General features: G+C 74.8%; 19 protein-coding genes. 9 read left to right on the top strand and 10 right to left on the bottom strand.

Annotation, left to right across the window (positions count from 1 at the left end; genetic code table 11):
* Position 1: 1 nt before the first annotated feature.
* The 5 genes from ACGFT2_RS18915 to ACGFT2_RS18895 are packed head-to-tail and all read left to right on the top strand — an operon-like array spanning position 2 to position 3837.
* Complete coding sequence (locus ACGFT2_RS18915) at positions 2-424, top strand: roadblock/LC7 domain-containing protein (protein ID WP_393279326.1); 423 nt, start codon at positions 2-4, stop codon at positions 422-424.
* Positions 421-774 carry a DUF742 domain-containing protein gene (locus ACGFT2_RS18910; protein WP_393279324.1) on the top strand — a complete coding sequence of 118 codons (354 nt, stop codon included), beginning with the start codon at positions 421-423 and terminating at the stop codon, positions 772-774. The genes ACGFT2_RS18915 and ACGFT2_RS18910 overlap by 4 nt, the downstream gene beginning before the upstream one ends.
* The gene (locus tag ACGFT2_RS18905) at positions 752-1381 is read left to right on the top strand and encodes an ATP/GTP-binding protein (RefSeq protein WP_393279322.1); all 630 of its coding nucleotides are present in this window, start codon (positions 752-754) and stop codon (positions 1379-1381) included. Before ACGFT2_RS18910 ends, ACGFT2_RS18905 begins: the two co-directional genes overlap by 23 nt.
* Positions 1378-2598, top strand: a complete 1221-nt coding sequence (locus ACGFT2_RS18900) for a cytochrome P450 (RefSeq protein ID WP_393279320.1) — start codon at positions 1378-1380, stop codon at positions 2596-2598. The genes ACGFT2_RS18905 and ACGFT2_RS18900 overlap by 4 nt, the downstream gene beginning before the upstream one ends.
* Before the next feature lie 12 nt (positions 2599-2610).
* The gene (locus tag ACGFT2_RS18895) at positions 2611-3837 is read left to right on the top strand and encodes a cytochrome P450 (protein WP_393279318.1); all 1227 of its coding nucleotides are present in this window, start codon (positions 2611-2613) and stop codon (positions 3835-3837) included.
* A 334-nt stretch (positions 3838-4171) separates the two neighbouring features.
* On the opposite strand, the gene ACGFT2_RS18890 is transcribed toward ACGFT2_RS18895, so the two are convergent.
* The 5 genes from ACGFT2_RS18890 to ACGFT2_RS18870 form a co-directional block, all read right to left on the bottom strand.
* Entirely contained in the window at positions 4172-5209 is a 1038-nt protein-coding gene (locus ACGFT2_RS18890) for a rod shape-determining protein (RefSeq protein ID WP_393279316.1), read from the bottom strand.
* Positions 5210-5366: 157 nt separating this feature from the next.
* Complete coding sequence (locus ACGFT2_RS18885) at positions 5367-8945, bottom strand: SAV_2336 N-terminal domain-related protein (RefSeq protein ID WP_393279314.1); 3579 nt, start codon at positions 8943-8945, stop codon at positions 5367-5369.
* Positions 8935-9984 carry an AAA family ATPase gene (locus tag ACGFT2_RS18880; RefSeq protein ID WP_393279312.1) on the bottom strand — a complete coding sequence of 350 codons (1050 nt, stop codon included), beginning with the start codon at positions 9982-9984 and terminating at the stop codon, positions 8935-8937. Before ACGFT2_RS18880 ends, ACGFT2_RS18885 begins: the two co-directional genes overlap by 11 nt.
* A 114-nt stretch (positions 9985-10098) precedes the next feature.
* Positions 10099-12018: a trypsin-like peptidase domain-containing protein gene (locus tag ACGFT2_RS18875; RefSeq protein WP_393280028.1), complete on the bottom strand. Its 1920-nt coding sequence runs from the start codon at positions 12016-12018 to the stop codon at positions 10099-10101.
* Positions 12018-12614: a CU044_2847 family protein gene (locus ACGFT2_RS18870; protein WP_393279310.1), complete on the bottom strand. Its 597-nt coding sequence runs from the start codon at positions 12612-12614 to the stop codon at positions 12018-12020. Before ACGFT2_RS18870 ends, ACGFT2_RS18875 begins: the two co-directional genes overlap by 1 nt.
* A 226-nt stretch (positions 12615-12840) precedes the next feature.
* Between ACGFT2_RS18870 and ACGFT2_RS18865 the strand changes: the two genes are divergently transcribed.
* Complete coding sequence (locus tag ACGFT2_RS18865) at positions 12841-16473, top strand: S8 family serine peptidase (protein WP_393279308.1); 3633 nt, start codon at positions 12841-12843, stop codon at positions 16471-16473.
* On the opposite strand, the gene ACGFT2_RS18860 is transcribed toward ACGFT2_RS18865, so the two are convergent.
* Together ACGFT2_RS18860 and ACGFT2_RS18855 are read right to left on the bottom strand one after the other, a co-directional pair.
* Positions 16448-17881, bottom strand: a complete 1434-nt coding sequence (locus ACGFT2_RS18860; RefSeq protein WP_393279306.1) for a carboxyl transferase domain-containing protein — start codon at positions 17879-17881, stop codon at positions 16448-16450. The two genes, ACGFT2_RS18865 and ACGFT2_RS18860, sit on opposite strands and share 26 nt — an antisense overlap.
* Positions 17874-19319: an acyl-CoA synthetase gene (locus ACGFT2_RS18855; RefSeq protein ID WP_393279304.1), complete on the bottom strand. Its 1446-nt coding sequence runs from the start codon at positions 19317-19319 to the stop codon at positions 17874-17876. Before ACGFT2_RS18855 ends, ACGFT2_RS18860 begins: the two co-directional genes overlap by 8 nt.
* Before the next feature lie 214 nt (positions 19320-19533).
* Here ACGFT2_RS18855 and ACGFT2_RS18850 point away from each other — a divergent pair, with 214 nt between their 5' ends.
* Positions 19534-20409, top strand: a complete 876-nt coding sequence (locus ACGFT2_RS18850; protein ID WP_393279302.1) for a RimK family alpha-L-glutamate ligase — start codon at positions 19534-19536, stop codon at positions 20407-20409.
* A 32-nt stretch (positions 20410-20441) separates the two neighbouring features.
* Here ACGFT2_RS18850 and ACGFT2_RS18845 read toward each other — a convergent pair whose 3' ends face one another.
* Entirely contained in the window at positions 20442-21008 is a 567-nt protein-coding gene (locus tag ACGFT2_RS18845; RefSeq protein WP_393279300.1) for a hypothetical protein, read from the bottom strand.
* Positions 21009-21126: 118 nt separating this feature from the next.
* Between ACGFT2_RS18845 and ACGFT2_RS18840 the strand changes: the two genes are divergently transcribed.
* Positions 21127-21900: an IclR family transcriptional regulator gene (locus ACGFT2_RS18840; protein WP_393279298.1), complete on the top strand. Its 774-nt coding sequence runs from the start codon at positions 21127-21129 to the stop codon at positions 21898-21900.
* Positions 21897-22742, top strand: a complete 846-nt coding sequence (locus ACGFT2_RS18835) for an SMP-30/gluconolactonase/LRE family protein (RefSeq protein WP_393279296.1) — start codon at positions 21897-21899, stop codon at positions 22740-22742. The genes ACGFT2_RS18840 and ACGFT2_RS18835 overlap by 4 nt, the downstream gene beginning before the upstream one ends.
* A 28-nt stretch (positions 22743-22770) precedes the next feature.
* On the opposite strand, the gene ACGFT2_RS18830 is transcribed toward ACGFT2_RS18835, so the two are convergent.
* The gene (locus tag ACGFT2_RS18830; RefSeq protein WP_393279294.1) at positions 22771-23994 is read right to left on the bottom strand and encodes a DUF6545 domain-containing protein; all 1224 of its coding nucleotides are present in this window, start codon (positions 23992-23994) and stop codon (positions 22771-22773) included.
* Positions 23991-24596 (bottom strand): toxin-antitoxin system, toxin component family protein, encoded by a 606-nt coding sequence (locus ACGFT2_RS18825; RefSeq protein ID WP_393279293.1) that lies wholly within the window; start codon positions 24594-24596, stop codon positions 23991-23993. The genes ACGFT2_RS18830 and ACGFT2_RS18825 overlap by 4 nt, the downstream gene beginning before the upstream one ends.
* Between the last annotated feature and the right edge of the window lie 100 nt (positions 24597-24696).

The raw sequence follows: 24696 nt of genomic DNA, 5'->3' as shown, positions 1-24696 counted from the left end.
CATGCGCGACACGCACAGCAACAGCCTGGGATGGCTGCTCGACCAGGAACTCGGCTCCGTCGAGGGCGTCGCGTACGCGGTGCTGATGAGCAGTGACGGCCTGCTGCAGGCCCGTACGCAGACGATCGGCCAGGAGGACGCCGAGAAACTCGCGGCCGTGACCGCGTCCCTGCGCGCCGCAGGCAAGGCGTGGGACGAGCACGTCGGCGGCAAGGGCATGTGCCAACTGCTCATCGAGTCGCAGGGCCGCATCGGGCTGACGACCGCGGCCGCGAAGAACTCCATGCTCTCCGTGGTGACCTCCGGTCCCGAGGCCGACGTCGGCCTGATCACCCACCACATGGTGCGGCTGGCGACCAGGCTCGGCCACGAGCTGGAAGTCGCCGACCGCCGCCCCGGCGCGGACGGCGGCACCGCGACGTGAGCGGTCCGCGGCACGACCCGGACCTGATCAGGCCCTACGTCCGCACCGGTGGACGGAACCGACCCAGCCGGGATGTCCGCCTGGAGACGGTGCTCATCGCCGCCTCCGGACCCGTCGAGACGCTCGGGCCGGACGCCCGCAGGGTGATGCGCCTGTTCGCCGGCGGGCGCGGCGGCCTGGCCGTGGCGGACATCGCCGCCGCACTGGAACTGCCGCCCTCCACCGTCCGGATCCTCGTCTCCGCGCTGATGGACAGCGGCCATCTGACCAGCCCGGCCCCCGTCCAGGAGGGCCGGCCAGGACTCGACCTGCTACAGGAGGTGCTGCGTGGACTCCGCGAACTGGTCTGACCGGCCCGCTCCCCACTACCTGGCCCCCGCCGTCACCCGGTCGGCGAAGATCGTCGTCGCCGGGGCGTTCGGGGTCGGCAAGACCACCTTCGTCGGCAGCGTCTCCGAGGTGACGCCGCTGCGGATGGAGGAGCCGATCACCGAGGCGAGCGTCGGCGTGGACGATCTGCGCGGCACGCCGCACAAGACGACCACCACGGTCGCCATGGACTTCGGCCGCATCCATCTGCTGGGCGACCGCCTGGTGCTCTACCTGTTCGGCACCCCGGGCCAGACCCGGTTCCGGCCGCTGTGGGAAGGGCTGACGGAAGGCGCGCTGGGCGCCCTGGTCCTGGTCGACACCCGGGACCTCGACGGCTGCCACGAGGTGCTGAGCCTGCTGGAGGAGCAGCAGACGCCGTACGCCGTCGCCATCAACGTCTTCCCCGAAGCACCCCGCTACCCCCTGCACGAGATCCGGCAGGCGCTCGCACTGGATCCCGACACCCCGCTGACCGAGTGCGACGCACGCGACCACCGGTCCTGCGTGTACGCGCTCATCACCCTGACCGAGTTCCTGACCACCCGTCACGCCTCCGCCGCCTCACTTGTGGAGCCCCGTTCATGACCACCCCCGCCCCCGCCGGCAGCACGAGCGCTCCGACGCGCATCCCGCTGCACGACGCCGAGTTCGCCGGCGACCCGCACACGGCCTACGAGCGGATGCGCCGCGTCTTCGGCCCGCTGGTCCCCGTGGATCTCGCCCCCGGCGTCCCCGCGACCCTGGTCATCGGCTTCCACCAGGCCCGGCGCATCCTCAACGACCCGCTGCACTTTCCCGCCGACCCGCGGATCTGGCAGCAGGCCGTGCCCGAGACCTGCCCCGTCCGGCCGATGATGGAATGGCGCCCCAACGCGCTGCGCTCGTCCGGCGCCGAGCACACCCGCTACCGGGCGGCCAACACCGCGAGCCTGCAGGCGGTCGACCAGCACGAACTGCGTGCCCTGGTGGAGAAGGTCGCCTCCGCGGCCATCGGCGACTTCAGTGCCCTGGGCCACGCCGACCTGCTCACCCAGTACTCGTGGCCCATCGCCTTCCGCGTCCTGAGCGCGCTGCTTGGCTGCCCGGACGAGATCGGCCGGCGCATCGCCGACGGCATGGCCATGATCTTCGAGTCGGAGGCCGAGACCGCCGCCCGCGGCAACGAGATGCTCGGCCTGGCGGTGGCCGAACTCGTCGCCCTGCGGCGCCGGCAGCCCGGGGACGACGTCACCTCACGGCTGATCGCCCATGCCGCCGGCCTGGACGACATCGAGATGTGCCACCAGCTCGTCACCCTGTACGGCGCGGGCATCGAGCCGTTGACCAACCTGATCAGCAACACCGTGCTCAGGATCCTCACCGACGAGCAGTTCTCCGCCGGCCTGCACGCCGGTCAGCCCGTCCGGGACGCCCTCGACACCGTCCTGTACACCGACCCGCCGCTGGCCAACTACTGCATCACCTATCCGCCGTACCCGATCGACATCGAGGGTGTGCTGCTCCCCGCCCACCAGCCCGTCGTCATCTCCATGGCCGCCTGCAACAACGACCCGGCCGTCACCGCCGGCCTGGGCCCCGCCGAACTCACCGGCAACCGCGCCCACCTGTCCTGGAGCATCGGCCCGCACACCTGCCCGGCGCGGACCCACGCCTACCTCATCGCCGAGACCGCCATCACCTGCCTCCTGGACGCGCTTCCCGAACTCGACCTGGCCTGCCCCCAGTCCGAACTGGCCTGGCGGCCGGGCCCGTTCCACCGCGCCCTGGAGCTGCTGCCCGTCCGCTTCCCCGCTGTCGTCTGAAGGAGACCGGCCATGACCCGGCACACCCCGCTCGTCCTCGACCCGACCGGCGCCACGGCACACCAGGAGGACCGCGCCCTGCGCGCCATGGGCCCGGCGGCCCCGGTGGACCTGCTCGGCGTCCGCGCCTGGGCCGTCACCGACCCCGCCCTGCTCAGGAAACTGCTGACCAGCCCCGCCGTCTCCAAGGACGCCCGGGCCCACTGGCCCGAGTTCGAGCAGCGGGCCGCGACCTGGCCGCTCGCCCTGTGGATCGCGGTGCGGAACATGTTCACCGCCTACGGCGCCGACCACCGCAGGCTCCGGCGGATGGTCGCCCCCGCCTTCAGCTCCCGGCGCATCGACGAACTGCGCCCGGCCGTCGAGGCCATGGTCACCGAGCTGATCGACGACCTCGCCACGGTGCCCGCCGGGCAGGCCGTGGACCTGCGCGAGCGCCTGGCCTACCCGCTGCCCATCGCCGTGATCGGCCACCTCATGGGCGTTCCGCGGGACCAGCGGGCCGGCTTCCGGCAGCTCGTCGACGGTGTCTTCGACACCACGCTCACCCCGGAGGAGTCCCAGGCCAACGCCGTACGCCTCTACGGTGTCCTGGACGAGCTGATCGCCACGAAGACCGCCGACCCCGGCGACGACATGACGTCCCTGCTCATCGCGGCCCGCGACGAGGAGTCGGACGGCACCGGCTTCACCGGCGAGGAACTGCGCGACACGCTCCTGCTGATGATCAGCGCCGGGTACGAGACCACCGTCAACGTGATCGACCAGGCCATCGTCGCCATGCTGACCGCGCCCGACCAGCTCGACCTCGTCCGCGCCGGCAAAGCGGGCTGGTACGACGTCGTGGAGGAGACCCTGCGGCACGAACCCGCCGTCAAGCACCTTCCGCTCCGCTACGCCGTCACCGACATCGAGCTGCCCGGCGGCCGGACCATCGCCCGGGGCGACGCCATCCTCGCCTCGTACGCCGCAGCCAACCGTCACCCGGACTGGCACGGTGACAGCGCCGACGCCTTCGACGTCACCCGTACCGTCAAGGACCACCTGGCCTTCGGTCACGGGGTGCACTTCTGCCTCGGTGCCCCGCTGGCCCGCCTGGAGGTCGCGGAGGCCCTGCGGCAGCTCTTCGACCGCTTTCCCGGGCTCTCCCTCGCCGTCCCGGCAGGTGAACTGCGGCCGGTGGCCTCCCTGATCAGCAACGGCCACCAGGAACTCCCCGTTCTCCTCACCCCCGCGTAGCACCGGGAACGGCGGGCCGGATCCCGGCCGGGATCCGGCCCGCCGGGGCAGGTCACCGGCGCGGCCCGGAGCCGCACACCAACCTCCGTGACCGGTCCACTACTTGACCTGATCGCGCTTGAACGGGCCGTGTCGTGGGCACGCACCACCTACCGGCAGTCCACCCGCCGGGCCGTACCGGCAGAAGGAGGGCGTCATGGACCGTCGGATCCGGGTGCGTGTGAGCCGGCGGCCTGCCGCCCCGCGAGGACAGGAGATCGACCGCCGGACGCCCTCGGGCCGCATCCTGCCGTACTGAGAAGGACGGTGACGACGGCTCAGGTGGCGCGGCGGGCTAGGCGGCCAGGGGGTTCAGGGCCAGTGGCTCGATCCGGCCCTCCAGCATGGCGCCCAGGCCCTGTGCCGCGCAGATGTCGGGCCGCTCGGCGATGTGCACCGGCATACCGGTCGCCTGCCGCAGCATCTGGTCGAAGCCGGGCAGCAGCGCGGAGCCGCCGACCATCGTGAGCCCGCGGTCGGCGAGATCGGCCACCAGGTCCGGCGGGCAGTCGCGCAGCACCTTGCCGATCCCGTCCAGGACGGACGTCAGCGGGGTCTGGATGGCGTCCCGCACGGCCGCGGTGTCGACCCGCACGCTGCGGGCGAGACCCGTCGACACGTCCAGTCCGTGGATCTCCGTCGAGAGCGGTCCGTGCGGAGTGAGCCCGTTGCCGGACAACGCCAGCTGCAGGGGCCGGACCGACTGGCTGGGCAGCATCAGCTCGTGCGCGTGCCGCAGGTGCTGCACGATCGCGTGGTCCACGGCCTCTCCGCCCACCGGGACCCGCGCGGCGGTGACGATCGACCCCAGCGAGAGCACCGCGACCTCGGTGGCCGCCGCCCCGCACACCATGATCATGGTGGCTTCGGCCCGCTCCACCGGCAGCCCGCAGCCCACGGCGGCCGCGATCAGCGTGTCGACCAGCTCGACCCGGCGCGCCCCCAGGCCGACCAGCGTCTCGATGGTCGCCCGCTGGGCCAGCGGATCGGCGGCGTGCGGGGTGCAGGCCGCCGCGCGCAGCCTGGGTTTGCGGCGCAGCGCGCGGCGCATCTTGTCGCCGAGCAGCTGCCGCAGCATGCGCTGGGCCATCTCGATGTCGACCACCGTGCCACCGGAGACAGGCCGTACGACCCGGATGTAGTGCGGTGTGCGCCCCGTCATCTTCTCCGCGAACTCGCCCACCGCGATGAGCGCGCCGGTACGGGTGTTGACCGCCGCCACCGAGGGCTGATCGACGACGAGACCGGCGCCCTTCACGTACATCCGGGTGCGCGCCGCACCCAGGTCGACGGCGAAATGGCAGCGGCGCAACTGCTCCAGACTGACGGTCACGGCGGAACCTCCCTAGTGCGCGGCCTCGGACGCCCCGCCGGTCGGCGGGCCTATGTCTGCATCCTGCGCGGCGGTGGGTACGGGCGCCTTCCGGGGGCGGCCGGGCGGGGTGCCGCTGAACGGGCGGTTTTCCCGGCTTTTCCGGTGTGTCGGCAGGTCACAGGGCGCGAACGGCCTCCAGCAGCGGTTCGAGGGAGGACACGGTGACGTCGCTGCCCCCCTCACGCAGCCGCCGGCGCCCGGCGGCGGTGGGGGCGTAGCCGACGAAGTGGAGGCCGAGCTGCTGGGCGGCGGTCAGCTCCGCGACCGAGGAGCTGATCAGGACGCCGGCGTGGACCGCCGTCCCGAGCGCGCTCGCGGCACGCAGCAGGCAGTCGGGGTTCGGCATCAGCAGCGCTGGGTCGTCGTGGCGGCCCTGGATGCCGGTGAGGGGCAGCCGGTGGGGCTCCAGGCAGCGGTGCACGGCCCGGGAACACACGTCCGTCACCACGCCGACCCGCCGGCCGGATCCGTGCAGGGCGCGGACGAGCGCGAGGGAACGGTGCGTGAGGGGCGCGTCGGGGGCGGCGGCGACCTCCAGCTCGTCGAGGCGCGACCTCAGCAGGGGGGCGAGCCGGTCGTTGGCGAAGGCCCGCAGCAGGTCCAGTGGGTGCGTGAAGGCCTCCCGGCCGCCGGTGCCGGTGCCGGTGCCGATGCCGGGCAGCGGGCGGCCCGCCGGTGCGTCCTGCGCGGCGCGGTGCCCGGCCGCGAGGGACAGCAGGTCGAGCACGGCAGCACGCGCCGTCTGCGCCGGGAACAGCCGGGCGAGCGGACCGTCGAAGCCGATCAGCACGGCCTCGGCGCCGCCGAGGAGGGACGCCAGACGGCGCCGCGAGGAAGCCGACCGCTCCGGCACCGGCAGGGGCGTACCCTCCGGGGCCAGCTGCACGGTGTACGACACCCAGAGCCCCGGCACCGGCCAGCCGCGTACCGCCGTGTTCACCTGCCGCTGGGCCGCCGCCGCCCGGCGCAGCGGATGACGGCGGGTGATGCGGGTGGCCGCGCCGCGCAGATGCTCCAGCAGCACGCCGAGGACCCCGGTGATCTCGGCGCGGACGAAGGCGACCGGGTCGTCGACGTGCCAGGACAGCTCCACCACGGCGGTGAACACGCCCGAGCCGGAACTCGGCAGGGAGACCGTGTGACGGGCCCGGTGGGGGGTGAGGTCGACCGAGTAGTACGTCTCCGGGCGCGGCGGACGGGTGCCGTACGGCTGGATCGGGTCGAGCAGGGTCAGCGGGCCGTCGGGCGTGGTGTGGACGATCGCCGTGCGGCCCGGCGTGGGGATGCCGAGCTCGCGCAGATCGTGGGTGATGAGGGGCCCCTGGACCAGGCCGCTCTCCCGTGCCCCGGCGGACACCGGTGCGAGAGGGCAGTACCAGGCGACCGGCGGGGTCTCCGGGGCCTCGTCGCGGTAGAGCGGCCGGAACCGCTGGGCGCCCTGGGCGGCGGAACTGGCGGTGAACTCGTCGTACAGTGCGGGCGGTACGACGACCATGACGTCCGAGGCTGCCTGCGGCGGCCCGGCGGGCGGCCGCCCGAACGTCACCCGCAGCCGTGGCGGGTCGGCCAGCCGGGCGCGGGCGCGGGGCAGTTCGCGCAGGACGGCGACGAGGACGGGCAGCAGATAGGCGCCGGGCTCGGTGCGCACCAGGTAGCCGTCGGGGCGGACCTCCACCTCGTACTGGCGGGGGGTGAGGGAGCCGCGCGAGAGGATCTGGTGCACGGCGGCCTCCAGGGTGATGCGGGCTTCGGGGCGGCCGGCGAGCGCGTCGGCCGTGAAAAGGATCCCGAACCGGTCGGCGCCGTCCTCCTCTCCCGGCCCCACGGCCTCCCCGCCGGCATCGGCCGCCTGCCCGCCGGCGTCGGCGGGCTGCGCCTCGGTGCCGGCAGGCTGCTCCTCGGCTCCGGTCGCCTGTTCCTCGGTGTCGGCGGGCTGCGCCTCGGTGTCGGCAGGCTGCTCCTCGGCTCCGGTCGCCTGCTCCTCGGCTCCGGCCGGCTGTTCCTCGGCGTCGACCAGGGAGAGCCGGCGCACGCTGTCCTGGCTGAGCGTGGCGAACGGAGCGCCCTCCACGGCCGTGCCCGCTCCCTGGGCGGAGGGGACCGACGCCCGGAACTCGCCGGGCGCCCGTCCCGCCCGCCGGTCGATGAACTCGCCCATACGTTCCAGCAGTTCGGTGGTGCGGTTGCGGGCGGTGCGCGGCAGTCCGAGCAGGAGCAGATCCCGTACGCCGTCCCGGAAGGCGTAGGAGCCGGGTGAGCCGTCAGGCACGGCGGTCAGCATCCCGCTGAGTATCACCTCGGCCAGGTGCCGGGGGCGCGGATCGGGTTCCACGGCGGCCTGGACCAGCCGCATGACCGGCAGATCCGGGCGCCCCACGGCCAGATGCGCGGCGAGCCGGACCGCCTCGGGGGAGGCGGTCGCGCGGAACCGCAGCACCAGTTCCTCGGCGGACAGCAGCCCGACGTCCGTACGGTCCTCGGCGTCCGCCGGCAGCGGGCGCCCCAGCCGGGCCACCGCCGCGGGGAACTCGGCGCCGCCGGCCGTGGTGAGCAGCGCGGCCCAGTGCGCCAGCCACCGCGGCCCCGGCTCCAGCACGGGCAGGGGGACGAGGCCGGCCGGGCCGGACCGGTACGGCCCGGCGTGCTCGGACCGCTCGTCCGGTGCGTCGCGCTCGTACGGGGTGAACGCGAGGGTCGCCGTGGGTGCCGCGGGGTGCGGGGCCGACAGACGGCCGGGAGTGGTGGGCAGGGCCGTGTCCCGCCACAGGTGCTCCGGCAGTGGCTGCACGACGGCCAGGGGCATCCGGCGCGCCCAGCGGTGCAGGGTGGCGTACCACAGGGCGCCCGCGGGGCCCTCCCGCCACTGCGGGCCCATGCAGTCGCTGATCAGGAGGGTGACGGTACGGGCGTCGCCGGGGGCGTGCGCGCCGGGGCCGCGCACCGTGCCGTCGGCCGCGGCGCGGTACAGGGCGACCGTGCGGAAGATGCCCGACTGGGCCAGGGCCGTGTGCAGTTCGCGGATCAGGGGCCGCCAGACCGGCATGGTGGGGCCGGTGTCGTGGACCAGGTTCAGGCGCAGCCAGCGCTCTCGCGGCGGGCGGGTCACCGGCAGCCACCACTCGGGCGCGGCGCCGAGGCGGGCGATGCGGTCGGCGGTCGCCCGCTCGTCGAGCTCGTGGCCCACGGGCGCCTCGACCCGGCGTCCCAGCGGGCGCAGCGAGCGTTGCAGCGCGAGCGGGTGGCGCAGCATCGGGGGCGCCGGGGCCAGCAGGGTGGTGTGGGGGCGCGGCGCCGCCGGGGCGGCCGGGCGGGAGGGAAGATGGAGGGGGACGCGGACGGGCGGCGCGACGACCCGGCCGTCCGGTCCGAAAGCCGGTGCGGCCGCCGGATCCCGGCCCCCTTCCGCGGCCGGCCGGGGCGACGGCGGTTCCGGGGACAGGGCCGTTGGTCCCGGCTCCGGGGCCGGGTGCCCGCCGGCATCCCGGCCGGTGCCGTCCTGGGAGGTGGCGTCGCGGTCCATGGCGGCGCACCCGGACTCCTCGGGGACCATATGACCGGCCAGCCACAGCAGTTCGGCCAGTTCGAGCGGCGTGGGGCGGGTCCCCTGGGAGCCCCGGGCCCCTCGGGACGCCCGGGCCAGGACGTCGGCCAGCCGGCCGACGGGGTCCGGGGCGCCGGGGGGCTCAGAAGACATCGGACTGCACGCTCTGCCCCAGGTACGGCATCAGCTGCTCGGCCAGCCGGTCGAGGGACTCGGTGTCCAGGTCGGCGGAGCGGGCCAGATAGATCGCGTTCAGGAGCTGGTCGGTGGCCAGGTCGCCGGCGCCCGCCCGGGACAGGAAGCGCTCGATCAGGCTCCGCGCGTACGCGTCCGGTTCACCCAGGTGGGCGCGGACGATCTCGGCGAGGTGCCGGTCGTCCGGCTGCCGCAGATGCAGGGTGACACAGCGGCGCAGGAAGGCGGGCGGGAACTCGCGTTCGCCGTTGCTGGTGAGCACGACGAAGGGGAAGGCCCGGCAGCGGACCCGGCCGCGGGCCACCGGCACCCGCTCCTCCGCACCGTCGACCAGCACGTCGGCGACGCCGTCCGGTGCGAGCCGGGAGGCGCGCACCAGCTCGGGGATCTCGTACTGGCCCTCCTCCAGCACGTTCAGCAGGTCGTTGGGCAGGTCCAGGTCGCTCTTGTCGATCTCGTCGATCAGCAGCGCACGGGGCCGGGCGTACGGCAGGAGGGCGGTGCCGAGGGGACCCAGGCGCAGATGGTGCTCGATGCCCGAGCCGTCGTCCGCCGCCGGCCGGTCCGCCCCCGCCGCCCCGTCCGGCCGCGCGGCCTCCTGGCGGGCCGCGTACAGCCGTGAGAGCGGGTCGTACTGGTAGAGCCCGTCGTGCAGGCTGCTGCGGCTGGTGATGTTCCAGCGCAGCACCGGGCCGAGCCGCAGCTCGCGGGCGACCGCGTACGCCAGGGACGACTTGCCGGTGCCGGGTGGGCCGGTGACCAGCAGGGGCCGGCGCAGATACAGGGCCGCGTTGACCAGTTCGACCGTCTGGTCCGTGGCCTGATACGTCTCGGCACGGTGCATGCGGTCCGGTGACACGGCCGCACGGTCGGCGGCCGCGTCCGGCGCCCGGAGCGCCGGTCCGCCGTCGAACGCCCGCCAGGGAGGCGGCGGGGGCAGCTTCGTGATGCCGTCGTGCGGCTCGTTCGTACCGGTGTAGACGGGCCACAGGGGCATGGGCTCTTCTTCTCCGTGGGGGTCTTCGCTGGTGCGGTCGGTGGGGGGCGGGGTCGGTCCGGTCGGTGAGGGGCGGGGTCGGTCCGGTCGGTCGGTGGGGCCGGGTCCGGTCTGTCAGGCGACGGGGGAGTGCAGGCTCGCGGCCGGCTCGGGGAAACAGCGCGGATCGTCCCAGAGCAGCTGCAGGTCTCTCGCCCAGTGCAGCTCCGGTTCGTCGGCGGCGTCGGCGGTCAGCCGCAACGACAGGATGTGGCGCGGGAGTTCGGCGGCCGGAACATCGGCGACCGACGCGGTGAGCTGGTCGAGGAACGCGTTGCCGGGGCAGCGCGCATCCTCGTGGCCACTCCCGTGCCGATCCTCGTGACCGGTTCCGGGCCGGCCCTCGTGACCACTCCCGTGCGCATCCCCGTGCCCGGTTCCGGGCGGAGTCCCGTGACCGCCGCCGGAGGAGGGCGCGTTCTCCCGCCCGCCGCCGGGGCAACCGGTCCGGGACCAGAGCAGGACCGGGACGGGCACGGTGAGACCGACCTCGAAGTACTGCCGTGCCGCCGCGGGCGGCGCCGCGAAGCCGGCCAGCCCGGCGTCGCCGTCCCACAGCCGCTTGCGCAGGCTCGGTGGCCGCTCCTGCGTGCCGCACTCGACGCGGTGCACCTCGAGCCCGCGTCCGGAGTCCAGCCGCTGCCACTTCTTGTGCAACTGGTGACGCAGCCGGCCACTGTGGTGGCGGGCACGGTCGGTGACCACGAGGGGGTAGGCACAGCCGAGGGGCGTGCTGTCCTCGGCGCTGCACTCCCAGCGCGCCACCGCCTCGTTGAGCCACTCGCGCGGCAGGACGAACGTCACCAGCTCGTCGGCGTGCGGGGCGAGGTGGGCCACGGCCTCGTCGATCCGGCTCTGCACGTAGGCCCGCACCGCGGCCCGCGGCAGCCGGCCCGCGCCCACCGGCCGGCGCTGCCCGTCGCGGTACGCGGACACCTCCACGGTCACCTGGTCGGGACCGGCGCCACTGTGATCGATCTCCACGACGACCGGGGACCAGACCGAGGAGACGCAGGACGCGGGAGAACCCGAAGACGCGGGGGACGCCGGGGCCCCGGGGAATCCGGAGGGCTCGGGGGAGCCGGAGGCCGCACGGGGCCCGGAGAGCCCGAAGTACGCAGGGGGCGCCGGGCGCTGCGGGGGCTCCGCCGGACCGCCGTCCAGCAGTTCGCGGAGCCGGTCGGCGAAGCGGCTCACCGCCTCCGGGTCCGGGACCTCCCACTGCACGTACGCGGCGGCCGCCCACAGCGAGGAGAAGCCGCCCGGCGGCAGGGGTGGCCCGAAGGCGCCCACCGCGGCCGTGTACAGCCGGTTCGGATCGCCCGCCCGGCCGGCGTCCGCGACGCGCCGCAGCAGCGCGTACAGCCGCCGGCGAGCGTCGTCCCGGTGGCCGGGCGTGGGCACCAGTTCGCCCAGCTCGGGCCAGTACCGGGCCATGACGTCCAGCGGCAGCATCCGGCCCTTGCGCACCTGAGGCGTGCCCGAACTCGCGGTGACCATGCCGACCACCCTGCCGTCGGGCAGGGTCGCCGCGGCCCCGCTGAACCCGGCTTCGAGCGGTTGCCCGTGCCCGTGCCACGCCACCAGCTCCAGCCACTCGCCGGCGATCAACTGGCCGGACACGGCCTGGTATTCGGCGAGGGTCCCCTCGTCGTAGCCGGCGGGGAAGCCGTAGGCGATCAGCCTGGGGTACGGCTCGGTGTACGCGGCGTCGGGCGGTGCGAACCCGGCCGGGGCGAGGAGGACGTCGCGGTCCAGTTCGAGGACGGCGACGTCGCCGGGGTCGGTCGCCTCGCCCGCCCAGCCGCCGTGGGCGACGACGGACGCGCTCAGCTCGCCCAGCTCCCCGGCGTGCGGGAAGGAGACGGTCACCGCCGCTTGGTCGCTCCACCTGACGACATGGGCGCAGGTGAGCACCCGGCGGGCGGCGACCAGGAATCCGGCGCCCACCTCGTTGCCGCAGACGATCCGGGCGTGCCAGGCAGCGCTGTCCATCACCGGTCGGGGAACTCCGGGCCCGGCGCCGTCCGCCCCGGCCCGCCGTGCGGCGCGCTCTGCTCCGGCACCGCCTGCCCGGGCACCGCCTGCTCCGGCGCGCTCTGCCCCGGCACCGCCTGCCCGGGCACCGCCTGCTCCGGCGCGCTCTGCCCCGGCACCGCCTGCCCCGTCACCGCCTGTCCCGGCACCGACTGCCCCGGCACCGCCTGCTCCGGCGCGCTCTGCCCCGGTACCGACTGCCCCGGCACGGTCCGTCCCGGAACCGTCTGCGGGGACGGCTGGCCGGGGGACCAGCTGAGCTTCACGACCAGGTGGCCCTCCGTCGATCCCTTCGCGATGACCGCACCGGCCTCCGCGGACAGCCGCACCCCGAACTCGATCTCCACCGCGTCGGGGCACAGGGGCCCGTCCCGGAAGACCCGCAACGCGGCCGCGGCCGCCCCGCGTACCCCCTCCAGCGCTCCCTCGAAGGTGCGGGCCGCCTGCGCCGGCCCGTCACCGCGCGAGACGAGGCGGGCGCCGGGTCTGGCACCGGCGTCCTCCACCACGACGAGCGCCCCGTCCTCGGTCTTGAACTCCAGCAAACCGTCCATGGCGCCGCTCGCTCCCCCGTCGTACCTGACACATGACCAACTTCCATGTTACGGACGGTGCTTCGGGTGTCACTTTTTTGTAGGCCAGTGGCGCGACATCCGCCGAGACTGGCGAGAACCCGCCACTGCGCCAACCCGCCACGTCCGTTCGGCATCGCCGTCACACCCGCTGCCCGACACTCTTCGCAGCACGCGACCCACTCGACCCGTACGAGAAGAGGCGTGGATGAGCCGAGGACGAGGAGCAGGCGGACGCGGTACCGCTCTGCTGGCGGCGGGGCTGTTGAGCGTCCTGCCGCCGGGCGGCACGGCGGCCGCACGGCAGGCGACCGTGGCCGCCCGCATCACCCAGGACGCCCCGACCACCGCCACCACCGTCACCCTCGTCACCGGCGACCGGGTGACCGTCACCGGCCTCGGGCACGGGAGGCGGACGGTCACCGTGCGGCGGCCGCCCGGCGCCACCGGCGCCGTACGCACGCAGGTGGCGGGCGGCCGGCTCACCGTCGTACCGGACGAGGCGCTGCCGTATCTGCGGGCCGGGACCCTGGACCGGCGGCTGTTCGACGTGAGCGGGCTGATCCGGCAGGGGCTGACGGACGCGAAGGCGGACGCGCTGCCGCTGATCGTGACGTACGCGAAGGGCGCACGGACGGCGGCCCCGGCCGGTACCGAGAAGACCCGCACGCTGGCCAGCCTGCGCGGAGCCGCCGTCGAGGCGGCCAAGGGCCCCGCCTTCTGGCGGTCGTTCACCCGGGGCGGAGCCGTCGGCAAGGTGTGGCTCGACGGCCGGGTCGAGGCCGACATGGCCGAGAGCAACGCCCACATAGGCACCCCGGCCGGCTGGGACGCGGGACTCACCGGAAAGGGCGTCACGGTCGCCGTCCTCGACACCGGCGTCGACCGGACCCACCCCGACCTGACGGACCGGGTCGCCACCACCAGGAGCTTCGTCGAGGGGCAGGAGGTCGCCGACCGCAACGGCCACGGCACCCACGTCACCTCCACGGTCGGCGGCAGCGGAACGGCGTCCGGCGGCAAGGAGAAGGGGGTCGCGCCGGACGCGACGCTGGCCGTCGGCAAGGTGCTCGGCGACGAGGGCTCGGGCAGCGAGTCCCAGATCATCGCCGGCATGGAGTGGGCGGCCCGGGACGTGCACGCCAGGATCGTCTCCATGAGCCTCGGCTCCACCGAACCCAGCGACGGCACCGACCCGATGGCCGAGGCGGTGAACACCCTCTCGAAGGAGACCGGCGCGCTCTTCGTCGTCGCGGCGGGCAACACCGGCGCCCCGTCGTCCATCGGCTCGCCCGGTGCCGCCGACTCGGCCCTCACCGTGGGCGCGGTGGACGGCGACGACCGTGCGGCCTACTTCACCAGCGCCGGCCCCCGCTACGGTGACAACGCCCTGAAGCCCGACCTCTCGGCCCCCGGCGTCGACATCCTCGCCGCCCGCTCCCAGCTCGTCGCCGGCAGCGGCCCCTACACGGTCATGAGCGGCACCTCCATGGCGACCCCGCACGTCGCCGGCGTGGCGGCCCTGCTCGCCCAGGAACATCCCGACTGGACCGGCGCCCGGCTGAAGGACGCCCTGCTGTCCACCTCCGCGCAACTGGACGCCTCCGCCTACACCCTGGGCGCGGGCCGGGTCAGCGTCCCGGACGCGGTGCGCGCGAAGGTCACCGCCACCGGCAGCGCCGACCTCGGCTTCCACCGCTGGCCGTACGGCACGGACGAGCCCGTCACCCGGACCGTCACCTACACCAACACCGCCTCGGAACCGGTCGCGTTGAAGCTGTCCGTACGGGGTGCGCCGGAAGGTGCCGCCACCCTCGCCGACACCTCCCTCACCGTCCCCGCCCACGGCACCGCCTCCACCACCGTCACCGGCGACGCGGCCAAGGCACCGGCCGGCCGGACCAGCGGGCAGATCGTGGCCGCCGACCCGGCCGGAGCCACGATCGCGCACACGGCGTTCGGACTGGTCAAGGAGGAGGAGCGGTACACGCTCACCGTCCACGTCAGGGACCGGGCCGGCGCGCCCACCGCCGCCGACCTCGCCGTGCAGCGGCTCGCCGCGGGCCAGGACCCCGAGCCCGCCCGGGTCGGCGACTCCGGCACGCTCGAACTGCGCCTGGAGCCCGGCACCTACTCCCTCACCTCCTTCCTCGACGTGCACGGCAGCCACGGCGCGGACTCCCTCGGCCTCGGCTTCCTCGCCGCCCCCGAGATCACCCTCGACCGGGACCGCGAAGTCACCCTGGACGGCCGCACCCTGCGCGAGATCGGTGCGCACGTGGACCGGCGCACCGAGACCCGCCAGCTCCTCATGGAGTACGACCGCAAGGCGAACGGCGCCGACCTGTTCGGCGCGGTCCAGGTGCCCCTCACCTACGACAGCGTCTTCGCCGCCCCCACCGAGAAGGTGACCCGGGGCGACTTCGAGTACCGGACCGTGTGGCGGCTGGCCAAGCCGATGCTGGAGGTCGACGGGGTCGGCGACGCGACCGTCCAGGCGGGCGGCACCCTGATCGAGGGCCGCACGCGGCTGCCCCTCGTGGACGCCGGCGACGGACCCCTCACCGGAGTGTCCGGCAAGGCCGTGCTCGCCCGCCTCGCCGACGGCGCCGACCCGGCCGCGCTCGCCCGGGCCGCCCAGGAGGCGGGCGCCAGGGCACTGTTCGTGACGGACGACCGGCCCGGCCGGCTGATGGCCTGGTGGGGCACGGACGACAACGCCGACCGGCCCCTGCAGATCGCCACGGTGGACACGGCCGACGCGGCCCGGCTGCGCGCGGCCGGCCGGGTCGACATGACCGGCACGGCCGACTCGCCGTACGTGTACGACCTCTCCGAGGGCCACCGGGGAGCGATCCCCGACCGGTCCCTCGCCTTCACGCCGTCACGGCACCGACTGGCCGCCGCGCACGTCGGGTTCCACTCGGCGCAACCGGCCGGCGGCGGCGAGTTCCGGTACTCGATCACCGACACCTTCCCCGTCGGCCTCGGCTTCCAGGAGCGCGTCGCGCTGCCCGCCGAGCGCACGGACTACGTCTCCACCGGCCCCGGCCAGCTGTGGCACGAGTCCGTCACGGCCGGCGACGGCGCGCTGGAGGAACGCAGCGGACTGGTCCGCTACGAGGGCGGCACCCGGCCGGCGCTGGACTGGTTCCGGCCGGTGTGGCATCCGTGGCTGGGCACCGGGCTCGGCTGGGGCCAGCAACGCTCCGGGAACCAGATCCAGTTGAACACCCCCGGCTGGGGCGACTCCGGGCCCGACCACACCGGCTTCGGCGACGTGTGGAGCGAGGACAGCGGGATGCACCAGACCACCGCCGTCCGTCTCGACGGCACGCTGGTCGACGAGGGGACCGGCTCCGCCGCCTACGTGTGGGACGCGCCCGCCGACGAGCACACCTACCAGGTCGTCACCGACACCGCGCTCGACGCCGACCGCTGGAAGCTCGCCACGGAGGGCCACACCGAGTGGACCTTCCGCTCGGCGGCCACCCCGGAGGATCACTGGACGTACCTGCCGCTGATCAACCTCGCCTACGACGTCGGCACCGATCTCACGGGCGCCGTGCGCGGCGGCCGGCGGACACCGGTCACGCTCGGCGCCGCGTACGTGGCGCACGCCGCCGGCACCGGCGGACTCGGCGGCGGCAGGCTGGAGGTGTCGTACGACGACGGCGCCACCTGGCGGCAGGTCCGGCTCACCGCCGGCGCCGGGACCTCCTGGCGTGGCACGCTGACCGTGCCGCGCACCGCCGGCTCCGTCTCGCTGCGGGCCTCGGCCCACGACGACGGGGGCGGCTCGGTCACCCAGGAGATCATCCGGGCGGTGCCGGTGAAGTGACCTCGGGCGGGGGGCGGTCCGCGTGGCCGACGACACCCCGGACCACCCCCAGCTCCACCAGGTCCTGCGGCCGGATCCGCAGCTGTCCGGCGGTCGCCTCCACCTCCCGCGGCGGGCGCTTGAGGATGGCCGCCGCGAGTTCCGGGGCGATCACCGAGAAGTAACTGTCCGGCGTGGCCCAGGTGTTGCCGGGAGCGGCCAGCGCGAGCGCCCCGCCGGAGCCGCCCTCGCCGACGACGAGCGTGGTGAGGGGGACCCGGGCGGCGGCCACCGCCCCGAACACCTCGGCGATCGCCGCTCCGGCACCCTGCCGCTCCGCCTCCGCGTCGCTCGCGGCGCCCGGGGTGTCCACCAGGGTCAGCACCGGGATGCCGAGCCGGTCCGCCAGCCGGATCAGCCGGGCCGCGGTGCGGTACCCGGCGGGCCGGGTCGCCACGCCGGTCTGGGCCGCGAACGCCACGGTACGGCCGTCCCGCTCACCGAACCCGCAGAGCATGCCGTCGGGGTCGCTGCCGCCGCACCGGTCACCGCTGATGGCGAGGCGGTGCGTGAAGTAGGCGTCCAGATAGGCCTGGGCGCGCGGCCGTCCCGGTGCGCGGGCGCGGCGGACGGCGTCCCAGCCGGTGGCGGGCAGACCGCCACTCCCGAGGGCCCCCGGAACGGGAGCGGCCTCGGCGACCACCCCGGCCGGCGCGCCGTGCCGGGCCGGTGTGCCGGGCCGGGTCCGGGGCTCCCGGGACAGCAGCCGGAGCCAGGACCCCAGCACCTTCTTCAGTTCCGCCGGATCCACCACCGCGTCCGCCGAGCCCGCGGCCACCTGGGCCTCGGCCGTGTACGCGGCCGGATCGGCGTCCGGCGGCCGGACCCGGGAGCCGGCGAAGCCCACCTGGGCGCCGGGCAGGGCCAGGACGACGTCCGCGCCCGCGCCGAGCGTGGCCCAGCCGCCGCCCGTCGTCGGGTCCCGCAGTACCGCGATCTGGGGCAGCCCCGCCTCCCGGGTGAGCGCCGACTGCCGGGCCACCCGCTGCAGCTGGGTCAGCGCGATCATGCCCTCCTGCATCCGGCTGCCCCCGGTCGCGATCAGCGGCACGACCGGCAGCCGGTGTTCCCGGGCATACCCGTACGCCGCCTCCAGCCGGTCCCCGGTGCGCTCACCCAGCGAGCCGCCCAGGAATCCGAACTCGAAGACGATCAGCACGGCCCGGGTGCCGTCGACGTCCGCGACGGCGCTGACGACCGACTCCTCCTCGCCGGTGCGCTCGGCGGCACGCTCGCGCGAGGCGTCGTACCCCCGCCAGCCGAGGGGGCCGTCCGGCCGCTGGCGCCTGCCGGCGCGCGGGATCTCCGCCCGGCTCCCGGCGTCCGAGAGGAGGGCCAGGATCTCGCGTGCCGACCGTCGCTCAGACATCCGCCAGGGCCCGCTTCATGATCTTCCCCATGTCGTTGCGGGGCAGCGCGTCCAGGTGCCGGACGACCCGGGGCCGCTTGTGCGGGGCCAGCCGCCGGGCCACGTGGTCCGCCAACTCCTCGGCCGTGGGCGGGTCCTGCGGGTCGGCCGGGACGATCCAGGCCACGATCCGTTCGCCCAGGTCGGCGTCCGGCTCCCCGGTGACCGCGGCCTCGCGCACCCCCGGGTGCTCCAGCAGCGCGTTCTCGATCTCACCCGCCCCGATCTTGTAACCGCCGCTCTTGATCAGGTCGGTGGCCTTGCGCCCGACGATCCGCACGTACCCGTCCGGCTCGCGCACCGCCATGTCCCCGGTGCGGAACCAGCCGTCCGCCGTGAACGCGGCGGCCGTGGCGTCGGGCCGGTTCAGGTACGCGGTGAACAGGTTGGGGCCGCGCACCTGGATCTCGCCGACGCTCTCCCCGTCGTACCCGGCGATCGGCGTGCCGTCCTCCTCGACCAGCCGCAGCTCCACGCCCGGCAGGGGCACCCCGACCGTGCCGGCCCGGGCCTCCCCGTCGGCCCGGACACTGGTGTTCATCAGGGTCTCGGTCATGCCGTACCGCTCGATCACCCGCCGCCCGGTCGCCGCCGCGATGCGCTCGTGGTCGTGCACGGGCAGCGCGGCCGAGCCCGAGACCAGCAGCCGGGCCCGGCCGAGCGCGGCGGCCAGCTCCGGGTCCCGTGGCAGCTCCTCGGCGATGCGGTGGTACATCGTCGGCACCCCGAAGAGCATGGTCGCGCCGGCGTTCAGCTCCCGTGTCACTCCCTCGGTACTGAACCGCCCCAGGTGCCGCACCGACCCGCCGCGCCGAAGGGGACCGAGCACGCCCAGCACGAGACCGTGCACATGGAACAGCGGCAGCCCGTGCACCAGCACGTCGTCCCCGGTCCACTGCCAGGCGTCGGCGAGCGCGTCCAGGGTCGTGGCGAGCGCCCGGCGCGGGAGCACCGCGCCCTTGGGCGGGCCGGTGGTACCGGAGGTGTAGACGATCAGCGCCGGGTCGCCGTCGGGCACCGGTGCGCCGGGGACCGCGCCGGACGCGTGGACGTCGACCTCGATGCGCTCCAAGTGTCCGAGGGCTGAGGGGAGTTCGGTGCCCGGGGCGATCAGGACGAGGGGCGGCGCGCTGTCGGACAGGATGTGCGCCAGCTCCTTCTCGCCCGACTTGGGGTTCAGCGGTACCGCGGCCACCCCGGCGAGCAGCGCGCCCGTCACCGCGACGGCGGTCTCCAGCTCCGGGGTGGCCCACACGGCGACCCGGCCGCTGCCCCGCAGCCGCCCGGCCAGCGCACCGGCGGCCCCGGCGAGCGCGCCGTACGTCGCCGACCGCTCGCCGAACCGCAGGGCGACCCGTTCGCCCGGACCTTCCACCAGCGCGGGGAAGAGGGAGGACACGTGACGCACTCCTTACCGCCGACCCACCGTCGGCCATCGGTGACGACAGCACCCTTCCTACACCAGGAGCCTCGCCGCCACGACCGTGCCGTGATCCGCGGCTCGCCGGCCCGCGGCGCCGGATGCCCCGGTGCGGGGCATGCGCTGTCCCGGTACCGGTGGCGGTTGTTAACCTCGTCGCTGATCGAACCGCCGTACGACAGGGAGTTCCGACGTGCCCCGCATCGCCCTCGCCACGTACGACCCCGGAGCCGAGCCGAGCGCGGACACCGATCTGCCCGTGCTGGTGCGGGCGCTCACGGCCGCGGGTGCCGAGGCGGAGGCGCGGTACTGGGACGACCCGGACGCGGACTGGGGTGGCTACGACCTCGTCGTCATCCGCTCCACCTGGGACTACAGCTGGCGCGCCGGGGAGTTCGCGGCCTGGGTGGAGCGGGTCGGCGCGCTGACCCGGATCGCCAACCCGGCCCCGGTGGTGCGCTGGAACACCGACAAGCGGTACCTGGGCGAACTGGCGGCGGCCGGCGTGCCCACCGTCCCCACGCGCTACATCGCGCCGGGCGAGCCCGCCGACCTGCCCGCCGGTCACGAGTACGTCGTCAAGCCGACCTCCGGCGCGGGCGCCCGGTACGCCGCCCGCTACACCCCCGCCGAGCACGACACGGCACTACGGCAGCTCGCGCGGATGCATGCGGAGGGGCTGACCGCGATGGTGCAGCCCTACGTGCGCGGCATCGACGTCAGCGGGGAGCGCGCGCTGCAGTTCATCGGCGGCCGCCTGCTGCACGCCAGCCGCAAGGGCGCCGTCCTCACGCCCGGCACGCCCTACGACGCCGACAAGTGGGCTCACCCGGACCTGCGGCCGTGGCGGCCTACGGACGCGGAACTCGCCGTGGCCGAGCGGGCCCTGGCGGCCGTACCCGGCGGGAGCGGGCTGCTGTACGCCCGCGTGGACCTCGTCGACGGGGAGGACGGCGAACCCCTGCTGATGGAGCTGGAGCTGGTCGAGCCGAACTGGTTCCTGTGGCTCCACCCGGACTCCCTGCCCCGCGTGACCGAGGCGATCCTGGCGACGGCCGTACCCGGTTAGCGCGGGCGGACGGCCCGCACCTCGGCGGACGGTCACGTGACGACCGCCGTCCGCTGGAGCAGTCCCCAGGTGAACTCGGCGACCACCTCGTGCCGTACGCCGTCCCGTCCGGGTGCCGTGAAGGCGAGCCCCCACCGGGTGGGCGCCGTGCCCTCCAGCGGGCGGGCCGGGGCGAAGGCGCGGGCGGCCTCGTCCACCGTGCAGGACCAGGGGACGAGGTCGTCCAGGGTGGCCAGGGCGGGGGGCGGCGCGCCCGGTGCCCGCACCAGCCACTCGTTCCACACCGCCCCGTCGGGTCCGACGAGCACCTCGAAACGCAGGTCGGGCCAGAGGGACACGGGCCACCGGCGGGCCTCGCAGGTCATGTCGCCGATGCGGCGCGGTACGACGGCCTCCGGCTCGCCGAGCACCGAACGGTACCGGGCGGCGGCGGACCGCGACCGCGCCGAACGGACCATCGCCTGCCAGCGCTTGTTGGTCTCCCGCAGGTCCGCGACCGACGCCCCGAGCCGTCGGCGGGCGTCCTCCACCAGATCCGGGTTGTGGTCGGCCATGCGGCGCAGCAGCACCAGCTGGAAGTCGAGATGCATGGCATCCATGGTGCCCGCGGGCGCGGGTCCGGTACCCGGCCATTGCCCCGCGCGCCCTTCCCTGACTAGCCTGTGTTCGCGATACCGATCGGTTGTTGATATCTCGAACATAGGGAGGGGGCCGGCCGTGGGACGCCTCGTGCCTGCCGTGACCCGGGCTCTCGACATTCTCGAGCTGTTCCTCGACGGGGACGGGACGCTCTCCGCCCCCGACATCGTGCGCAGGCTGCAGCTGCCGCGCACCACCGTGCACGAGCTGGTCACCACGCTCGCCGCCCGCTCGTACATCGTGCCGGTGCCCGGCCAGCCCGGACGCTACCGGCTCGGCGTACGCCCGTACCAGCTCGGCAGCCGCTACGCCGAGCAGCTCGACCTCGCCGCCGAGGGCCAGCAGGTGGCCCGCTCGGTCGCCGAGACCTGCGACGAGACGGTGCACGTGGCCGTCCTCGAGGGCACCGACGTCATCTACATCGCCAAGGTCGACTCCACGCACGCCGTCAGGATGGTCTCGGCGGCCGGCCGGCGGCTCCCCGCCCACTGCACCTCCGTCGGCAAGATGCTGCTGGCCGCGCTGCCGGAGCGGGAGCTGGCCGCACGCATCCCGGACGGCGCCGAGCTGGCCGCGATGACCCCGAACAGCATCACCGAGCCCGCCGCGCTGCGTGCGGCCCTGGCGGGGATCCGGCAGCGGGGCATCGCGGTGGAGAGCCGCGAGTCCAACCCGGACGTCTCCTGCGTGGCCGCGCCGGTCCGCGACCGCACCGGCCAGGTCGTCGCCGCCCTGTCCATCTCCGTGCCCATGATCCGCTGGAGCGAGGAGCGCCGGGCGGAGCTGGAACGGCTCGCCGTACACGGCGCGGCCGAGCTGTCGGGGCGGCTGGGCCACCGGGGTACGGCATGACGGTGTACGAGGTGGCGGTGCGGGCCGAGGCGGCGCTGGGCGAGGGTCCCACCTGGGACGCGGCGTCCGGCCGGCTGATCTGGCTCGACATCCTGGGCATGCGCGTGCACACCTACGACCCCGGCACGGGCCGGCGTACGGTGGGTACGACCGAGCAGCACGTCGGCGCGGCCAAGCCCCGGGCGGGCGGCGGCCTGGTGCTCGGCCTCCGGGACGGCGTGGGCCTGCTGGACCCCGACGGCGGCTTCCGCTGGCTGCACCACGAGCCGGTCGCCGGCCGCCGCGCCAACGACGCGGCGGTGGCCCCGGACGGTTCCCTCTGGGCGGGCACGATGCGCTACGACGAGGCGCCGGGCGGCGGCACGCTGTCCCGGCTGACGGGCGACGGCACCGTGCGCACGGTCCTGCCGGACGTCACGGTCGGCAACGGCACCGGCTGGAGTCCGGACGGCCGGCTGATGTACTACGTCGACTCCCCCACGCGTCGCGTGGACGTCTTCGACCACGACGAGGACGGTGTGCGCAACCGCCGCCCGCTGACGGAGATCGAGGAGGGCGCGGGCTTCCCGGACGGCCTCACGGTCGACGCGGACGGGTGCGTGTGGGTGGCGCTGTGGGACGGGGGAGCGGTGCGCCGCTACACGCCCGCCGGTGCACTGGACCGGGTGATCACCCTGCCGACACGGCGGACGACGGCCTGCGCGTTCGGCGGCCCCGGCCTGACCGACCTGTACGTGACGACGGCCCGCACCGGCCTTTCGGCTCCGCACCCCCTCGCGGGCGCCCTGCTGGTCCTGCCCGGCGCGGGCCGGGGCCTGCCCCAACCGGCGTTCCAGGGCTGACCGGGGCCGGGCCGGCCGCTTCCGCCGCCTACGCGACCCTGGCGGCCGTGTCCTTCTCCAGCGTGGCCAGGGCCCGGATCGCAGTGATGTCCGTGCGGTGGCGCAACGCGCGGGAGATGGCGGTGATCTCGCGGAGCAGGCTCGTGGGGTCGGACCCGGGCGCCGGGTCCGGCGACCGGGCGGCGTTGCCGTCGAGGGCGGCCAGGATGCCCACCGCGGCGGCCAGCGCGCGTGCCCGCTCCGGTGGATGGCCGAGGACGAGCGCGGCGTCGTAGGAGCGGCTGCCGAGGCCCGTGTCGATGTGCCGGGCCAGCGGCAGCAGCGCGTCCCGGATGAACGTCTCGCGCCGGGTCAGCCGCAGCTCCGGCGTGGCCCGCAGCACGAACGGCACCCCTTCGCCGGCCGCGGCCCGCATCAGCCGGTACAGCCTGCCCAGTTCGCGGTGGGCGAGCCGCACCCGCCAGCGGTCGTGCAGATACTGGCCCGCGTGCGGCAGGATGAAGCCGGCCGCGACCAGGATGGCCGCCAGCGAGGCGACCGGCGGTGCCAGGTTCGTGCTCAGCCAGTCCAGGTCCCCGCCGCACCAGTGCGCGACGACGGCGGTCAGCTTCGACCCGTTGAAGATCAGGTTCAGCGCGTAACCGGCGCCCAGCAGCTTCAGCCCCCAGCGCAGCCAGGCGTCCAGGCCGTCGGTGTGCGCCCAGTTCCAGATGAGCCGGGAGGTGACCAGACAGGCCACGCCGTGTGCGACGAGGTAGAGCAGGATCTCCTCGCGCATGAAGAGAGTGTCGGCGTAGTACGTGTCCAGGTCCCGGATCCGCTCCACGGGCACGTCGGCGAGCAGGAACAGCGCCCACAGCGCGACGATCACCCCGGAGTACACCCGGACCACCCGGCGCAGCGCGTGCCGGCCGGCCGCCGAGCGGTCGGCCAGGCCGTTGCGCCAGGTGACGATCAGCAGCAGGCACGCGCCGGACAGCGCGGTGATGAGCGAGTAGCACAAGGGTGCCGAGAAGTTGGGCACGCCGGTCAGCCGGTTCATCCGGGCGATCATGGACGGCGTGCAGAACACGAACACCGCGCAGGCGAGCAGCAGCAGTCCGCCGACCGCGCGCATCAGCGGGTCCCGCCACAGCCGGATGATCGAGGGCAGCTTGATCGCCAGGGCGACGGTGAGCAGTGCGGTGGGGATCCAGAAGGAGATGTAGAACCGGTCCAGGAAGGCCGAGGGTTCGAGGGCCAGCCCGGTCACCGCGCGGCCACTCCCCGTCCGCGGTAGCCGAGGATGCGTTGCGCGGGACTCGGCGGGGCCACCTCGTCCGAGCCGGTCACCTGGGACCGGAACAGGGCGGCCAGCCGGTGCCCGAAGTCGTCCGCCTCGGCCTCGTCGGCCTCGCGGGAGCCGTTGCGGGCGGCCACCGTCAGTGCCATGTCCCGCCAGCCGGGCGTCTCGGCGAAGGCACGGACCGCCGCCGCCCCGGCCTGGTGGTGATGCCGGTGCCCGGCGTGCAGATGCCACAGCTCGTGGCCGAGGATGACCAGTTGCTGTACGGCCTCGGCCCGCTCCTCCACGATGACCAGGTCGAAGTCGGCGAACTCCACGCAGAGCCCGGTGACCTCGATCTCGTCCGGGAAGCGTTCGAAGCGCAGCTCCACCGGCCGGCCGCCGCGCAGCGCGCTCATCTCCTCGCACAGCGCCCGGCCCAACTGCCTCACCCCGTCGGGCGAACGGGTCCGGGCCCGGACCGCGGCGGCGAGGTCGCCGGCCAGGGAGCGCATCGCGGGGCCCGAGCGGGAGCGCCGCAGCCGTACGGCCAGGCGTGCTGCCCGTTCCCGCGCGCCGCCGAAGCTCATCGGTCTCCCTTCCCACCGCGGTCTGCGGCCGGTCCGAGCGTACGCGCCCGGAAGTGTCCGCGTCATGTGGTCCCGTGACGCTCGTTCAACACGGAACCAC

This window comes from Streptomyces sp. NPDC048514 (assembly GCF_043199955.1).
Taxonomy (GTDB): Bacteria; Actinomycetota; Actinomycetes; order Streptomycetales; family Streptomycetaceae; genus Streptomyces.
Note: the sequence above shows the minus strand (reverse complement) of the source record. Positions and strands in the feature narration are given on the sequence as shown.

What these genes read in the sequence shown, in the direction of transcription:
- ACGFT2_RS18860 (WP_393279306.1), bottom strand. Translation starts at nt 17,881, where the DNA reads ATGTCTGAGCGACGGTCGGCACGCGAGATCCTGGCCCTCCTCTCGGAC.
- ACGFT2_RS18885 (WP_393279314.1), bottom strand. Translation starts at nt 8,945, where the DNA reads ATGTCTTCTGAGCCCCCCGGCGCCCCGGACCCCGTCGGCCGGCTGGCC.
- ACGFT2_RS18895 (WP_393279318.1), top strand. Translation starts at nt 2,611, where the DNA reads ATGACCCGGCACACCCCGCTCGTCCTCGACCCGACCGGCGCCACGGCA.
- ACGFT2_RS18865 (WP_393279308.1), top strand. Translation starts at nt 12,841, where the DNA reads ATGAGCCGAGGACGAGGAGCAGGCGGACGCGGTACCGCTCTGCTGGCG.
- ACGFT2_RS18870 (WP_393279310.1), bottom strand. Translation starts at nt 12,614, where the DNA reads ATGGACGGTTTGCTGGAGTTCAAGACCGAGGACGGGGCGCTCGTCGTG.
- ACGFT2_RS18915 (WP_393279326.1), top strand. Translation starts at nt 2, where the DNA reads ATGCGCGACACGCACAGCAACAGCCTGGGATGGCTGCTCGACCAGGAA.
- ACGFT2_RS18880 (WP_393279312.1), bottom strand. Translation starts at nt 9,984, where the DNA reads ATGCCCCTGTGGCCCGTCTACACCGGTACGAACGAGCCGCACGACGGC.
- ACGFT2_RS18825 (WP_393279293.1), bottom strand. Translation starts at nt 24,596, where the DNA reads ATGAGCTTCGGCGGCGCGCGGGAACGGGCAGCACGCCTGGCCGTACGG.
- ACGFT2_RS18845 (WP_393279300.1), bottom strand. Translation starts at nt 21,008, where the DNA reads ATGGATGCCATGCATCTCGACTTCCAGCTGGTGCTGCTGCGCCGCATG.
- ACGFT2_RS18835 (WP_393279296.1), top strand. Translation starts at nt 21,897, where the DNA reads ATGACGGTGTACGAGGTGGCGGTGCGGGCCGAGGCGGCGCTGGGCGAG.
- ACGFT2_RS18875 (WP_393280028.1), bottom strand. Translation starts at nt 12,018, where the DNA reads ATGGACAGCGCTGCCTGGCACGCCCGGATCGTCTGCGGCAACGAGGTG.
- ACGFT2_RS18900 (WP_393279320.1), top strand. Translation starts at nt 1,378, where the DNA reads ATGACCACCCCCGCCCCCGCCGGCAGCACGAGCGCTCCGACGCGCATC.